The organism is Caulobacter sp. LARHSG274 (assembly GCF_052871235.1).
On the sequence record NZ_JBIXJO010000001.1, the window covers coordinates 260,590 to 275,759 of the forward strand.

The 15,170-nt window shown below is 68.0% G+C and carries 12 protein-coding genes; 5 read left to right on the forward strand and 7 right to left on the reverse strand.

Features of this window, described 5'->3' with window-relative positions:
- Positions 1-120: 120 nt before the first annotated feature.
- From ACIPQB_RS01165 to ACIPQB_RS01180, 4 genes are all read left to right on the forward strand, one after another.
- Positions 121-696: an RNA polymerase sigma factor gene (locus ACIPQB_RS01165; RefSeq protein ID WP_446483359.1), complete on the forward strand. Its 576-nt coding sequence runs from the start codon at positions 121-123 to the stop codon at positions 694-696.
- Positions 674-1,642, forward strand: coding sequence for a FecR family protein (locus ACIPQB_RS01170; protein ID WP_446483360.1), 969 nt, complete (start codon positions 674-676; stop codon positions 1,640-1,642). The genes ACIPQB_RS01165 and ACIPQB_RS01170 overlap by 23 nt, the downstream gene beginning before the upstream one ends.
- A gap of 101 nt (positions 1,643-1,743) precedes the next feature.
- Positions 1,744-4,935, forward strand: coding sequence for a TonB-dependent receptor (locus ACIPQB_RS01175; protein ID WP_446483361.1), 3,192 nt, complete (start codon positions 1,744-1,746; stop codon positions 4,933-4,935).
- A gap of 53 nt (positions 4,936-4,988) precedes the next feature.
- Positions 4,989-6,665, forward strand: a complete 1,677-nt coding sequence (locus tag ACIPQB_RS01180) for a peptide-N4-asparagine amidase (protein WP_446483362.1) — start codon at positions 4,989-4,991, stop codon at positions 6,663-6,665.
- Between the two features lie 10 nt (positions 6,666-6,675).
- Here the strand turns inward: ACIPQB_RS01180 and ACIPQB_RS01185 are convergent, their stop codons facing one another.
- The 3 genes from ACIPQB_RS01185 to ACIPQB_RS01195 form a co-directional block, all read right to left on the reverse strand.
- The gene (locus ACIPQB_RS01185; protein ID WP_446483966.1) at positions 6,676-7,998 is read right to left on the reverse strand and encodes a BNR repeat-containing protein; all 1,323 of its coding nucleotides are present in this window, start codon (positions 7,996-7,998) and stop codon (positions 6,676-6,678) included.
- 213 nt (positions 7,999-8,211) lie between these two features.
- A complete protein-coding gene (locus ACIPQB_RS01190; protein WP_446483363.1) occupies positions 8,212-8,781 on the reverse strand; it encodes a gluconate 2-dehydrogenase subunit 3 family protein in 570 nt (189 codons plus the stop codon).
- A complete protein-coding gene (locus ACIPQB_RS01195) occupies positions 8,781-10,538 on the reverse strand; it encodes a GMC oxidoreductase (protein ID WP_446483364.1) in 1,758 nt (585 codons plus the stop codon). The genes ACIPQB_RS01190 and ACIPQB_RS01195 overlap by 1 nt, the downstream gene beginning before the upstream one ends.
- Before the next feature lie 188 nt (positions 10,539-10,726).
- On the opposite strand from ACIPQB_RS01195, the gene ACIPQB_RS01200 reads away from it, so the two are divergent.
- Positions 10,727-11,587 carry a 3-keto-disaccharide hydrolase gene (locus ACIPQB_RS01200; RefSeq protein ID WP_446483365.1) on the forward strand — a complete coding sequence of 287 codons (861 nt, stop codon included), beginning with the start codon at positions 10,727-10,729 and terminating at the stop codon, positions 11,585-11,587.
- Positions 11,588-11,596: 9 nt separating this feature from the next.
- On the opposite strand, the gene ACIPQB_RS01205 is transcribed toward ACIPQB_RS01200, so the two are convergent.
- The 4 genes from ACIPQB_RS01205 to ACIPQB_RS01220 are packed head-to-tail and all read right to left on the reverse strand — an operon-like array spanning position 11,597 to position 15,150.
- On the reverse strand, positions 11,597-11,956 hold the full coding sequence (locus tag ACIPQB_RS01205; protein ID WP_446483366.1) for a c-type cytochrome: 360 nt from the start codon (positions 11,954-11,956) through the stop codon (positions 11,597-11,599).
- Positions 11,957-11,990: 34 nt separating this feature from the next.
- Entirely contained in the window at positions 11,991-13,046 is a 1,056-nt protein-coding gene (locus ACIPQB_RS01210; protein ID WP_446483367.1) for a sugar phosphate isomerase/epimerase family protein, read from the reverse strand.
- Complete coding sequence (locus tag ACIPQB_RS01215) at positions 13,043-14,188, reverse strand: Gfo/Idh/MocA family protein (protein WP_446483368.1); 1,146 nt, start codon at positions 14,186-14,188, stop codon at positions 13,043-13,045. The genes ACIPQB_RS01210 and ACIPQB_RS01215 overlap by 4 nt, the downstream gene beginning before the upstream one ends.
- The gene (locus tag ACIPQB_RS01220) at positions 14,188-15,150 is read right to left on the reverse strand and encodes a sugar phosphate isomerase/epimerase family protein (RefSeq protein WP_446483369.1); all 963 of its coding nucleotides are present in this window, start codon (positions 15,148-15,150) and stop codon (positions 14,188-14,190) included. Before ACIPQB_RS01220 ends, ACIPQB_RS01215 begins: the two co-directional genes overlap by 1 nt.
- Between the last annotated feature and the right edge of the window lie 20 nt (positions 15,151-15,170).

The window sequence follows — 15,170 nt, forward strand, 5'->3', positions numbered from 1 at the left end:
CTCGCTCCTATTGAGCCCTCGCCTGCTTTTGAGTTTTCACGCGATGATTGCTGAGATCTCACTGCAATTTTCGGTATCGTCTATGGACTCACCCTTCGATCTCTTGAGACCCAGTGCGCCATGACCTCCGACCGCCAGCGCATCGTCAACTGGGTGGCCACCGAGATCATGCCGCATGAAGCCGGCGTGCGCGCCTGGCTGCGGCGCTCCCGCGTCCCGCCCGATGAGATCGACGACCTGATGCAGGAGGCCTACGCCAAGCTCGTGGGCCTCAAGCAGATCGACCAAATCCAGAGCCCCGACGGTTATTTTTTCCAGACGGTCCGCAACCTGCTCACGGATAAGTTACGACGCGCCAAGGTGGTTCGTATCGAAGCGGTCATGGAAATCGACGCTCTGTCCGTCTGTTCTGATGAGCCTTCCCCGGAACAGGCCGCGGCCGCGCGTCGTGAGCTGTCGAGGGTGCAGGCTCTGATTCGAGCTTTGCCGGACCGGTGCCGGCGGGTGTTCGAACTCAGAAAGGTCGAGGGCGTGCCGCAACGTGAGATCGCCCGCCGGCTGGGCATCAGCGAGAGCGCCGTCGAAAACGAAGCGGTCAAGGGAATGCGCCTGATCATGCGGGCGCTTGAGGAACAGGGCGCCGATATGCGTGGCGACCGGATGAGAAAGACGAATGACCGATCGCGAAAAGGCTGAAGAAATCGAGGCGGAGGCCGCCCGATGGGTCTGGCGTCTGGATCGAGACGGCCACACGCCCGAACTGGAAGCCAAGCTGGAAGCCTGGCTCGCCCAGGACGAGCGACGCCGTGGCGCGTTCATGAAGGCCGAGGCGGTCTGGACCCTGCTGGATCGGGCGCGCGACACTGCGCCGCCGGCCTGGCAGACCGCCGAGGCGCGACGCTCGAAACGCGAGTCGCGGCGCGCCCTGCTGGCGGGCGCAGGCGCGGCCATCGCCGCGACGGTGGTCGGCGGCGGGGTCCTGATCTGGCGCGAGGACCAGTTCCGAACCGGCGTCGGCGAGATCCGCCGGGCGCCGCTCAAGGACGGTTCGGCCGTCGTGATCAACACGGCCTCGGCGATCGACGTGGCCTTCCGCCAGAAGCAGCGCACCATTCGGCTGAAGGAGGGCGAGGCCTGGTTCCAGGTCGCCCATGACGTCCAGCGGCCGTTCGTGGTCGAGGCCGGCGCGGTCCGGGTGCGGGCGGTCGGCACGGCCTTTTCCGTGCGGCGGCGGGCCGACGGCGCCGATGTCCTGGTCACCGAGGGCGTGGTCGAGGCCTGGGTCGACGGCGCGGCCCGGGCGCCTACCCGCCTTAGGGCAGGCCAAAACGCCTTCATCGACAACAGCGCCGCCGTGCATGAGGCGGTCGCCGCCCCGGCGGTCGTCGATCGAAAGCTGGAATGGCGCTACGGACGCATCGATCTGGCGGGCGAAACCCTGCAGGAGGCGGTCGCCGACTTCAATCGCTACAACGCCCGCAAGCTGGTCATCGCCGATCCCGGCATCGCCGACGAGCGCCTCTACGGGGTCTTCAACACCGACGGCCCTGACGCCTTCGCCGCCGCCGTCCGGGCCAGTCTCGGGGTCGAGATCGACGTCAGAAACAGCGAAATCATCCTGGGGCGGAGGCGCGCGTCCTAGCCTTGTCGCCCGCCTCCAAGGACTCTGTTGGCCTGCACAAGCCCCCGCCCCAGCTGGAGCCCTCCCCAAGCGGGTCTCGGCAACGGATGCGGGCCTGGGTGATGGCGGTCGGACTCGCGGCGGGAGGGCTGGCTCAACCGACCCTGGCCGCGGTGAAGACCTTTCGGATTCCGGCCCAGGACGCGGGACCTGCCGTCGCCGAGTTCGCCCGCCAGGCCGACGTTCAGCTCCTGCTGTCGGCCGCCGCGGCGCGGGGCAAGCGTACCCATGCCCTGCAAGGCGCCTTCGAAGTCGACAAGGGGCTGGAACTGCTGCTGAAGGGCGCCGGCTTGCGGGCGCAACCGATCGCGCCCGGAATCTACGTGCTGACCCCCGAGCCCAGGCCGCCGCCCGAGGCCGCCGCCGCCCCCCAGGCGCGGCCGCTTGAGACCATCACCCCGACCACCATCGACGCGCTGGTGGTGACCGGCACCCGCATCCGGCGGGCCGACACCATCGCCGCCGCGCCGGTCACGACGCTGTCCGGCGCCGAACTGCAATTTGGCGGGGTGCTCAATCTGGAGGAGGCGATCAATCGGCTGCCGGTGGCGCGCGCCGACTCCACCCAATTCACCAACGGCTCGGACGCCGACGGCCAGGCCAAGATCAACCTGCGCAATCTGGGCCACCAGCGAACGCTGATCCTGCTGGACGGCGAGCGCCTGGCGCCGGTCCAGGCCGTCGATCTCAACATCATCCCGGCCGCCTTGGTGCGCCGCATCGACGTGCTAACGGGCGGGGCCTCGACCACCTACGGCTCGGACGCCGTGGCCGGCGTCGTCAATTTCATGCTGGACCGGGACTTCGAGGGCGTCCGGATCGACGGGGCCTACAGCGTCTATCAGCACGCCAATGACGACGTCACCATCCGCGGCGTGATCGCCGCCTTTCCCAAGGTGAAGACGCCGCCGCTGCATACAACCGACGGCGTTCGCAAGGACCTGACCGTCACCGCGGGAACGCACTTCGCTCAGGGGCGGGGCGACATCACTCTGTTCGGCGCCTATCGCAGCCAGGATCCCGTACAGTGGAAGGATCGCGACTTTTCCGCCTGCCGGGTCATCGCAACGGACAACAACAACGCACCGTCCTGCGCGCTCAACACGCTGTACACGCACTATGGGCGTTTCCAGCCGCTCACCGGCCCGTCGGCGGGACAGACCTTCTACGCCGATGGCGGCGCCTTCATTCCCGAGGCCGACGGCGGCGCCTATGCCGCCAATACGCGCGAGATGTTCAATTTCATGAGGTCCGACGAGCGCCGCTCGGCGGGCGCCTTCGTCAACTTCAAGGCGTCCGAGGCGGCGGAGCTTCACGCCAGCCTGATCTATATGAAGGACGCCACCTACAGCCAGTTCTACCCCTACATCAACACCACCGGCGTTCCGGCGGGCGGCTATCACGTCAACTGCCAGAACCCGTTCCTGTCGGTCAGCCAGGCGACGCTGCTTTGCGGCTCGGCGGCCGGTTCAACCCAGCTGATCTCGACCGGCTACACCGCCATCATGGGCGGCCCGGGCAGCCGCCCGCTGCGCGCCGAGGCGATCAACCAGGACTACAGGATCAGCCTGGGCCTGCGCGGCGCGGTGTTCGACCATTGGCGCTACGACCTGACCGCCATCAACGCCACGGTCTTCAGCTCGCTGTCCGACAGCAACGAGATCGATCCGGCTCGGCTCAACAACGCCCTCAATGTCGTGACGGTCGATGGGGTCCCGACCTGCGCGGCCAGGCTCAGCGGGGTCGATCCGGCCTGCGTCCCTGCCAACATCTTCCGGCGCGACGGCGTCGATCCCAGGTTCTACGCCTATGCCTATCGCGACTATGTCTGGTCCAACCAGTACGGCCAGACCGACCTGATCGCCAACCTGTCGGGCGACCTCACTGCCTATGGCGTCAAGAGTCCCTGGGACAGCCGAGGCCTGGCCGTGGCCGTCGGCGGCGAGTACCGGGCGGACTTCCTGAAGCAGAAGATCGACGCGGCGGCGCTGGACTTCGAAAAGCTGAGTTCGCCCCTGCGCGGCCGGCAGTCGGTGTACGAAGTCTACGGCGAACTGCAGGTCCCGGTCGCCGAAGGACGCCCCTGGATCGACCGACTGGAGTTCAACGCCGGCGTTCGATATTCGCGCTACAACACCGGCCGCGAGCTCCTGCCGACCTGGAAGTACGAGCTGCAATACAAGCCTGCGCCGGACTGGCTGGCCCGGGCCAGCTTCAACCGCGCCGCCCGCGCGCCGAACATCTCCGAACTCTATACGGGATCGTCCTATGGCGTGATCGGCCTGTCGGACCCGTGTTCGGGCCCCACGCCCAGCGCGACGCTCGCCGCCTGCCAGCGCACCGGCGTGACGGCCGCCCAGTATGGCCAGATCCAGGACTGTCCGGACCGGCTGTGCCAGACCTATGGCGGCAACGGCAACACCAGCCTCCGCCCCGAGGACGCCAGGACCCGGACGATCGGCCTGGTCTACACGCCGCGATCCGCGCCCGGCCTGAGCGTTTCGGCGGACTACTACCGCATCGCGGTGTCCGGCTATATCGGGCCGATCCTCGCCGACAGCGTGCTCCAGAACTGCCTGGCGACCGGCGACGACTATTACTGCCAGTTCGTGCACCGCGCGGCGGGCACGGGCGCCCTGTTCGGCGACCCGGCGACCGGCGGCTACATCGCGACCGGCGCCCAGAACACCTCGCTGCTGATCAATGAGGGCGTCGACCTCCAGGCCGGCTATGACCTGGCTCTCGGCGGCTGGGGCCGGCTCAATCTCAGCCTGGCCGGCGTGCGGCTGATCACGACCGGCGGCAAGACCGCACCCGAGGACCCGCTGCGCAACTGCGCGGGCTATTTCGGTCCGCCCCACTGCTACGCGCCACAACCGCTGTGGCGGCATAATCTGCGCGCGACCTGGCGCGCGCCCTGGCGCGAAGCGGTCCTGTCGCTGAACTGGCGTCACATCGGTTCGACGCGGCTGGCCGCCAACAGCACCGATCCCACGATCAGTGACGGCGCGACGCCCTATGGCTATGGCCCGTTCACCCGGCTGAAGGCCTACGACTATTTCGATCTCGGCGCGTCCGTGCAGGTGCGTCCCGGCCTGACCGTTCGCCTGGTGGCCAACAACCTGTTCGACCTGACCCCGCCGGTGGTTCCGTCGACCTTCGTGGACGGCACCACCAACAATCCGAACACCTACACCGGCACCTACGACCCCTTGGGCCGCAACCTCCAGCTCGCCTTCACCCTGGGCTTCTAGCCCGCGCGCTTTTCCCCCTCGTTTTGAGTGCTTCCGTTATGCTTCGCCGCCCCATGATCTCTGTGCTCGCCGCTGTGCTGGGCCTTGCCGCACCCCTCGCCGCCGCCCAGGCGGAGACCCCCATCCCCGCCGGCTTCGCCGCGCCGCCGCTGCCGCGCCCGGGCCTCAACACCGTCGCCGAGGTCGAGCCCGGCGTCGCCCGACCGCCGGGCGTGCCTTGCATCGTATCCCTGTTCGCGCCCCGGCAGTTCGAAGGCGTCGAGCCGATCGCCTTCCCCTATGCGCCGCCCGCGGCCTGTCCCGGTCCCTGGGCGAAGGTCGTGCTGGAAGCCGATTTCGACGTCACCGCCGGCCGCCAGTTCGACCGCACCGCCATCATCCATCTGGGCGGGGTGAACCTCTACTACGGCAGCACGATGGAGCCGCGTCGGACGATCGCCCCCGCCTGGCATGTCGAGCGCGACGTCACCGACTACGCCGCCCTGCTGGCCCGGCCCGGAGCCGGCGAGGTGCTGATCGCCAATGTCGTCAACGAGACCTACACCGGACGGCTGACGGCCAGCGCCCGGCTGCTGTTCTACCCCGCCACGGCCGCGACGCCCGCCCCGGCCGCGCCGCAGATCGTGCAGCCGATCTCCGACGGCGTCGCCAAGCTCACCAAGGACCAGGATCGGCTGACCAAGTCCGTGGTGTTGCCGACCAATGTCGAGCGCCTGGTCCTGGACGTTCTGGCCCAGGGCCAGGCCGACGACGAGTTCTGGTACGACTGCGTGCCCGACGCCCTGGCCTCGGCCAAGGACGACCGCTGCGGCGGCGGGGCTTTCCGCGGGGTCGAGGTCTTCATCGACGGCCAGCGCGCCGGCCTGGCTTCGCTGTTTCCCTGGATCTTCACCGGCGGGGTCAATCCGTACCTGTGGTTTCCCGCTCCGGCCCCGGAGACCCTGAACTTCTCGTCGTCGAGGATCGACCTGACCCCTTTCGCCGGGCTGGTCAATGACGGCCGCCCGCATCGCATCGAGGTCACCGTCCCGGGGGTTCGCAACTACTATCTGGTCACCGCCAGCCTGCTGGCCTGGCAGGACGCCGGCGCGGCCTCGACGCAGGGTCACCTCCTGCGCAACACCCTGACGGCGGCGCGCGAGGCGACGAACGCCCGGCGCGCGCGGCTGGACAAGGCGGGCCTGAACGGGCGGATCGACACCCGCCTGGCCCAGGACGGCGAGGTGGCGGGCGTCCTGCAGACCTCGCACGGCGAGGTCACCACCGCGGTGCGCTACGCCATGTCGTTTTCCAACCGCCAGGATTATGTCTCCAGCGACAAGGTCCAGAGCGCTCGGATGCGGCAACGGTCGCGCCTGCGCATCGACACCCGCCGAGCCGACGCCGCCGGCGTCACGACCCGCCGCGAAACCCTGTCCTATCCGCTCAGCATCGCCACGACCTCGACCGCCATGGCCGACGGAACCGACGAGACGGCGGCGATCGAGCTGACCCTCAACCGGACCCAGCGCGAGATCGCCCCGGACGGTCACGTCTGGACCCGCACGCTGAGCAACCGCGTCACGCCCACGGCCCACGGCCAGTTCAACCGCGCCGCCCGTCGCGTCCAGAACGCCTCGGGATCGTCAGTCCAGCACTATCGGCTGCAGGACAGCGCGATCGGCTGCTATGGCCGCACCGTCGTCGTCAAAGACAACGCCGTCGTCAGCGCCACCGACGGGTGCCGCTAGGGACGGCAGCTTATCGAAGCTCCACAAGCCTCAGGACGGTGGGCGGCGGAATATCGGAGGCGGGCCGGTCGCGGTTGGGCGGATTGGTCGGCCAGGCCAGGGCGTAGCGGGGCTCTCCGGTGCGCCCTGACCCGCCGCCGGCGTCCTCGACCAGGTTGAGCGACATGCCCTCGGGAACCGCGATCCTGGACTTGAGCTGATCGGTCAATGAAACGACCGCTCGCGTCTCAAGGCGTTTCAACGACCCCGCGTCGAGGACAAAATCGATGGCCCGCCCTTCTCGGACGACCGGAACGACCAGGCGTCCGGGTCCGTCGGGCCTGGCCCCATCGACGAAGATCAGGCTGTTCAGCGACCCGCCGCCGCGGAAGTCCCAGCGAAAGCCCTTCCAGTCGCTGACCTGGACGATGGTCCAGCCGCCCTTCTCGCGGCGGGCCACGTAGATCTGCGTGTCCCCGGCCTTGTCGAACTTGTGATAGGTGATCATCGGCCGGCCCTCGGCGTCGAAACCCACCACGGTATTGTTGTTGATCATGCCGCCGTCGACAGGCACCGGGTCGACGATCTCGGCCTTGCCCAGGGTGATCGGCAGCTTCAACGGGGTCCCGTCCGAGCGGCGCCAATGGATCAGGTCCTCGCTGCGGGCGTAGGACAGGTCATGGTTGGTCGAGGCGTCCGGCGTCTCACGCCAGACCCAAGCGATGTGGAAGGTCTTGTCCGGCCCCAGGACCGGACCGACGAAATAGGCGTTGCGCTGGCCTTCGCCGTCGGTCAGCGGCGTCTGCAGCAGATGGGTCCATCTCTGGGCCCGCACGTCATAGACATTGTAGATCTCATTGCCGTCGCCGCTGCCGCCGTCGCGATATTTGAACACCAGCCGGCCGGCGCCGTCGTGCAGGAAGATCGGATAGGTCATCCGTTCCTCGACGGCCGGATCGACCATTCGTTCCACCCGGCGAAGGGATCGAACGTCGCCGGCCTTGGTGGTCCGGAAATAGTTCAGCGGATCGACGTGGAGGTTGGCGACGACATGCACCTGCTCGTCGGCGTCCACCGCCATCGCAATGAAGTTGTGGCTGTCCCAGCCGGTCCAGCAGTCGACCTTGTTGTAGATCCACGCGCCGCCGGACTTCGGGCGCTGGGCGATGGTGAGCTGGCGGTTGGCGTCGTAATAGGCGGCGTAGATCCGGGTCCGGCTGGTGACGAGGGCGAAACCCACCTTGTGGCCCGCCCAGACGCGGTCGATCGCCTCAAGCTCGCCGATCGTCGAGGCGTCGCCCGGATGTTCGGCCTCCGGAGCCTGCGCCCGGGCGGACGGCGACGCGATCCCCATCACGGCCAAGCAAGCCAGACACGCCGCCGATCTCAGGAGCGTCATGCGCGTCGTCGTCACTGGAGAGCCTTTCAGCCGCGAAGGATCGTGAAGGCGCTCGAATAGCATCGCCACGCAAATTCACGCGCCAGGAAATGGGCGCTCAGAGGCCCACGTCTCCGGGATCTCCGGCGAAGGCCTCTTACCCAGCGCAGGTCGGCCAGCGGCCTTTCTTCAACGAGTCGCCCAGGCGTGGCCGAGTTCCGACAACGGCACGCAGCCGTGATAGGCGCCGGGCACGGGATCATATCTCAACGCGATCGTCGCGCCGGGCTCAGAGGTGAAATAGCCGACCGTCACCAGATCCTCCAAGGCCAGGAAGAAGTGCGGCTGGTCGGGGGTCTGGTTCCTGACGGCCGAAGCTTCCCGGTCATAGCTGCTCAGCAGCGCGATCTGCTGCGGCGTCGTCAGGGCGACGAAGGCGTCGCCATGGGCGGCCCGGGCGTCGGCGTCCATGCGGTCCAGGCCCGTCCGCAGCAGCTGCGCCTGGTCCTTGTCGCAATAGTCGGCCAGGGCCCGGTCGATGAACTGCGGCACGCCGGCAGCTCGAGCGCCCGGCGTATCGGTGGCCGGTATGATCAGTTCGGCTACGACGTCGACCACGCGCGCCTGGTCGGGCGTCAGCGCCGTGGGCGTCCAGCTCAGCGGCGGGACCGTCGCGGCGGCCGCCCGCCTGGCCAGACCTGTCGCTCCGGCCCCGATCGTCAGGCCGAGGCCCCATAGGGCGTCTCGTCGGTTCAGCATCAGAGCTCCCCCTTCTTGCGCGCCTGGACCGCGTGGTCCGCGGCCCGGGCGGTCAGCGCCATATAGGTCAGCGACGGGTTCACGCAGGAGGCCGAGGTCATCGCCGCTCCGTCGGTGACATAGACGTTCTTGCACTCATGGACCTGGTTGTGGGCGTTGAGCACCGAGGTCTTCGGGTCCCGCCCCATGCGCGCCGTGCCCATTTCGTGGATGCCCAGTCCGGGCGCATAGCCGCCGTCGCGGCCCTGGACATTCTTGAAGCCGGCCGCTTCCAGCATCTCAGCCGCGGCGGTCTGCATGTCGCGGCGCATCGCCAGCTCGTTGTCACGGAGCGAGACCTTCATCGTCAGGGTCGGCAGCCCATAAGGGTCCTTCGCATCGTGGTTCAGCATGATGCGATTGTCGGCATAGGGCAGGATCTCGCCGAATCCGCCCAGCGACATGACCCACGGTCCGGGCTGGGTGAGCGCGGCCTTGCGCGCCGCCCCGAAGCCCTCGCCGTTGGGATCGCGGGCGCCGCCACGGTCGAGGTCCCGATCCCATCCCGGCCGGAAGGCGCCGCCCTGATAGCCGAAGCCGCGCAGATAGTCGCTCCGGGCCGTGGCCGGGTCGCCGAGATTGCGAAAGCGCGGCACATAGATGCCGTTCGGACGCCGGCCGGAATAGTACATGTCGGCGAATTCCGGCAGCTCGCCCGTCGCGCCGACGCCCAGGTGGTGGTCCATGACGTTGCGGCCCAGCTGGTCGCTGGCGTTGCCGAAACCGTTGGGGAAACGCGAACTGGTCGAGTTCAGAAGAATCCAGGTGGAGTTGAAGGCCGAGGCGCAGAGGAAGACCACGTCGGCGTAGTACTCCTCCTCCTGGCGCGTCTCGGAATCGAGGATGCGCACGCCGCTGGCCCGGCCCTTCTTCTCGTCATAGATCAGCGAGGTGACGATCGCGTTCGGACGGATGTTCAGATTGCCGGTGCGCTCGGCCGCCACCAGGGACGCGGAGTTGGAGCTGAAATAGCCGCCGAACGGGCAGCCGCGGATGCACAGGTTGCGGTACTGGCACTTGGTCCGGCCAAGGCTGAGCTGCTCCTCGGTCGGCTCGGTCAGGTGCGCGGTCCGGCCCATGGTGATCCGCCGCTCGGGAAAACGCGACTCGCTGCGCGCCTTGAACGCCTTCTCGACGCAGTTCATCTCCATTGGCGGCTGGAACTGGCCGTCGGGAAGATGGGCCAGGCCCTCCCGTTGGCCGGAGACGCCGATGAATCGTTCCACATGGTCGTACCAGGGCGCGAGGTCTTCGTAGCGGATGGGCCAGTCGACGGCGATTCCCTCACGGGCGTTGGCCTCGAAGTCGATCGGACTATGGCGATAGCTCTGGCGGCCCCAGGTCAGCGACCGTCCGCCCACGTGGTAGCCGCGGATCCAGTCGAACCGGCTTTCCTCGGTATAGGGGTTCTGGTCGTCCCTGACGAAGAAATGCTTGGTGTATTCCGTCACCACGTAGCCGGTGCGCTGCTGCACTGCATAGTGGCTGTTCAGTTCGTCCGCGGGCAGTTCCCCTCGCGGATATTTCGCCTGCCAGGGATCCATCACCGCGGTGGGATAGTCCTCCAGGTGGCGCACCATCGGGCCGCGCTCAAGCACCAGCGTCTTCAGGCCCTTCTGGGTCAACTCCTTGGCCGCCCAGCCGCCGGTTATGCCGCTGCCGACGACGATCGCGTCGTAGGTGTTTTCTTGGCGTGCGCGACCATTCAGATTGGCCATGTTTGCTCCCCGTTTGGGTCCTGGCGGGCGGCGCCGCCCCGACCGCCAGGCGGCTCGGCCAGGGCGGAGAGGTTTGCCAGCGAACCCTCTTCATTGTTGCCTGGAGGCTTCCATGAAATGGGTTACATTGCAAGTATGGCTGGCGTTCGGCTTCAACGGCGACCAGACTTCAGGGAGGAAAAAACATCGTGACCAAACCCGAAAATCCCGTTCGATCGGCGCGCGCCCCGGTGGTGAACCCCGCCAAGGCCGCGCTGCTGCTTGGCTGCATCGCCCTGTGCGCCGGCGCCTCTGTCAGCGGTGCGCAGGCCGAGCCGGCGAGGGCCGGCCCGTGGCGTCCGATCTTCGACGGCCGCACTCTGGACGGTTGGACGCCGAAGATCGCCGGACGTCCCGCCGGCGAGAACTATCAGCAGACCTTCGTCGTCGATCATGGGGCCATCCGAGTGTCCTATGCCGGCTACGAGCGGTTCAACAACCAGTTCGGCCACCTGTTCTACAAGACGCCCTTCAAGGCCTATCGCCTGCGCCTGACCTATCGGTTCCTCGATCCGGGCCTGCCGGACACCCCGACCTGGGCGCGCAGCAACAGCGGCGTGATGTTCCACAGCCAAAGCCCCGAGAGCATGACGCTGGACCAGTCCTTCCCGGTGTCCGTCGAGTTCCAGCTGCTCGGCGACAAGCGCGATGCGCCCAAGGCGACCGGCGCCGTCTGCACGCCGGGCGTCAACATCACCTTCGACGGCGTCCAGGCCAAGGACCACTGCACGCCGCCGGTCAATGGCCCGACGATCGCCAACGGGACCTGGACCAAGCTGGAACTTGAGGTCCTGCCGAACGGCGAGGTCTTCCAGAAGATCAACGGCGTGACGGTCGAGCACTATGCCGGCCTGACGTACGATCCCAAGGACACCGTCGCGCCGGGCGCCCAGGCCTATCTCGCCGCTCACGGCGAGGCGCCCATCACCGAGGGCTATATCGCCCTGCAGAGCGAGGGCCATCCTGTCGAGTTCAAGGACATCGAGATCCAGGAACTGACGGCGCGCTAAACCGGCCCGCTACTTCTTGACCGTACCGAGGTACTGGACCAGAGCGGCGCGCTGCTCTGCGTCCGGCGCCCCGATCAGCATCTTGGTGCCGGGGACCATCTTCCCCGGTCCCTTGAGGAAGGTGTCCAGCGCCTCGGGCGTCCAGGTGATGTTCGACGCCTTCATCGCCGCGCTGTAGCTGTAGCCGCCCACGGTCCCCGCCTTGCGGCCCACGACGCCGGCCAGGGGCGGCCCCATCTTTCCCGGCGCCGGCTGGAGCGAATGGCAGACCGAGCAGCGCTGCTCGAACAGGGCCTGGCCCGAGGGCGCGGCGACGGCGCTGGTGGCCATTCCGGCCAGCACGGCGGCGAGCATCAACTGGAACTTCATCAAAGGAACTCCGTCAGAGGTTTGGCGGCGGCTTCTAGAGCCCCAATAGACGCCGATTGCGGTCGCCGTCGGGCGCACTGCCGGCGAAGTCGTCGAACGCCCGGTCCGTCACCTGGATGATATGGTCGCGGATGAACGGCGCGCCTTCGAGGGCGCCTTGCTCCGGATGTTTCAGAGCGCACTCCCATTCCAGCACCGCCCAGCCGGCATAGTCGTACTGGGCCAGCTTCGAGAAGATCGCCTTGAAGTCCACCTGGCCATCGCCCAGCGAGCGGAAACGCCCGGGCCGCTCGGCCCAGCCCTGATAACCGCCGTAGACGCCCGACCGGGCCGACGGACGGAACTCGGCGTCCTTGACGTGGAAGGCGCGGATCCGCTCGTGATAGCGGTCGATATAGCCAAGATAGTCCAGCTGCTGCAGCACGAAGTGGCTGGGATCATAGAGGATGTTGGCGCGGGGGTGGCCGCCGACCTCGTCCAGGAACCGCTCGAACGTGGCGCCGTCGTGCAGGTCTTCGCCCGGATGGATTTCGTAGCAGACATCGACGCCCTCGGTCTCGAAGACGTCTAGGATCGGCTTCCAGCGGCGGCCGAGTTCGGCGAAGGCTTCCTCGACTAGGCCCGCCGGCCGCTGCGGCCACGGATAGAAATACGGCCAAGCCAGGGCGCCGGAAAAGGTGGCGTGGGCGTTCAGGCCCAGGCGCCGGCTGGCGACGGCGGCGGCCTTCAGCTGCCCCACCGCCCAGGCCTGGCGCTCCTTGGGCTTGCCGCGCAGCTCGGGCGGGGCGAAGCCGTCGAAAAGCTCGTCATAGGCCGGGTGCACCGCAACCAACTGGCCCTGCAGGTGGGTCGACAGCTCGGTGATCTGCAGGCCATGCCCCGCCAGCAGGCCGGTGATGTCGTCGCAATAGGCCTGGCTTTCCGCGGCCAGCGCCAGGTCGAAGAACGAGTCCGCCCCGCCGGTCGGCATCTGCACGCCGACATAGCCAAGGTCGGCGACCCAGGCGGCCATGGTCTCCAGCTTGTCGAACGGCGGCTCGCTGCCGATGAACTGGGCCAGGAAGATGCCGGGCCCCTTGAGCGTCTTCATCGCCCCTCTCCTTCCAGCAGCATGACCCAGCCGGCCTCGGCCCGACTGGCGGCCACCGCGCGCTCGACAAAGGCCATGCCGCGCACGCCCTCGGCGATGTCCGGCACGAGGCCTGCGCCGCGCCCTTGGATAGCGTCGGCGAAGTCGCGATAGATGTTGGCGAAGGCCTCGATGAAGCCTTCCGGATGACCGGTCGGGATCCGCGTCACGGCCTGGGCGCCCGCGCCCAGATAGGCCGATCCCGCGTGCAGCACCTGGGACGGGCCGTCCAGCCAGTCCAGCGTGAGCTCGGTGTGGCGTTCATGCGACCAGGTCAGGCCGCCCTTCTCGCCATAGACGCTGATCTTCAGGCCGTTGCGCGCGCCCGCCGAGACCTGCGAGGCGATCAGCACGCCCCGCGCGCCGCCCGCGAACCGCAGCAGCACGTTGCAGTCGTCGTCCAGGTTCCGCCCCGGAACCACCGTGGCGACGTCGGCGCACAGGCGCTCGACCCGGACGCCGGTCACGAACTCGGCAATGTTGAAGGCGTGCACGCCGATATCGCCGATGCAGCCGCCGACGCCCGACTGAGCCGGATTGGACCGCCAGCTGGCCTGCTTGTTGTCCTCGCGTTCGAGGGGCCGCGACAGCCAGCCCTGCGAATATTCGACGACGACCTTGCGCACCCGGCCAAGATCGCCACGGGCGACGATCTCGCGCGCCTCGCGGACCATCGGATAACCCGTATAGGTGTAGGTCAGGCCGTAGAGCTTGCCGGAGGCGGCGACGATCTCGGCCAGTTCCTGGGCCTGGGCCAGGTTCAGGGTTGCGGGCTTGTCGCTCATCGCATGCAGGCCGCCGCGCAACGCCGCGGCGGCGACCTCGAAATGCAAGTGGTTGGGCGTCACCACGGCGACCAGATCGACCCCGTCGCTGCGCGCCCGCTCGGCCGCGATCAGCGCGTGATGGTCGGGATAGACCCGGTCGCGCGGCACGCCCCAGCCGTCGGCGGCCGCCGCGTTCTTCTCGGGATCGCGGCTGAACACGCCGGCCGTCAGCCGGATGCGGCCGTCCAGCTCAGCAGCCATACGATGCACCGGCCCGATGAACGAGCCGGGACCGCCGCCGATCATGGCCAGCCGCAGAGGCGCCCGTCCGCTCATCAGGCCGTCACTTTCGCCAGGTAGTCGAAGCTGATCTTCGCCGAGTCCAATCGGCTGTGGGCGAACGGCGGCTCCTGCTCGACATAGAAGCCCCGAACCCCGGCCGCATAGGCGGCGGGCAGCAGCTTGGGCCACGGGATCATGCCGGCGCCGACCTCGGTCGGATCCTGCCGCAGTTCGAAATTGGGCTTGGTGCTGGCCTTGATGTCCTTGACGTGCATCTGGGTGAAGCGGTGCGGATGCGTCTTCAGCAGGGCGAACGGATCCTGGCCGGCGGCCGTGACCCAGCCGACGTCCATCTCGAAGGTGACGAGGTTCGGGTCCGTGCCCTTCAGCAGGATCTCCATGCCGGTGGTATTTCCCAGCGGGGTGAACTCGAAATTGTGGTTGTGGTAGCCGCTGACGATCCCGGCCTTCTTCAGGACGGCGGCCTTCTCGTTCAGGAAGTCGGCGTTCCACTTCCAGTCGTCGGCGGTCATCTGCGGACCGGCCTGGCGCAGATCGGCGCCGCCCAGGCGGTCGGGGATGTAGAGGATCGGCATGATCGCCGCCTTCACGCCGATCACGTGCAACTCGTCCGCAAGCTTGGCCAGATCGCCGCTGAAGCTGGGGCCGCTGGCGGCCTTGGGCGGAATATGGGCGCTGGGGCAGACGAGCCCCGCGCGATCGAAGGCGGCGCGCAGCTCGGCCGGCGTGCGGCCCAGATAACCGGCCAGTTCCACCGACTTGAAGCCGATCTTGGCGACCGTGGCGAGTTGAGCGTCGAGATCCTTCTGCAGGTCCGGACCCAGGGTGTAGAGCTGAATGCCGACCGGCAAGCTCCGGCGCTGGAAGAACGGCTTCTCGGCCGCGCCGGCGACGCCGCCATAGGCCGCGCCCAGGGCCGCCGCGCCGGCGGCCAGGAGACCGCGCCGTGAGAGGTCCGCGCCGGCGGCTCGAATTGCGGGAGCGAGTGAGCGCACCTGGGCTCTCCTTCTTGCGT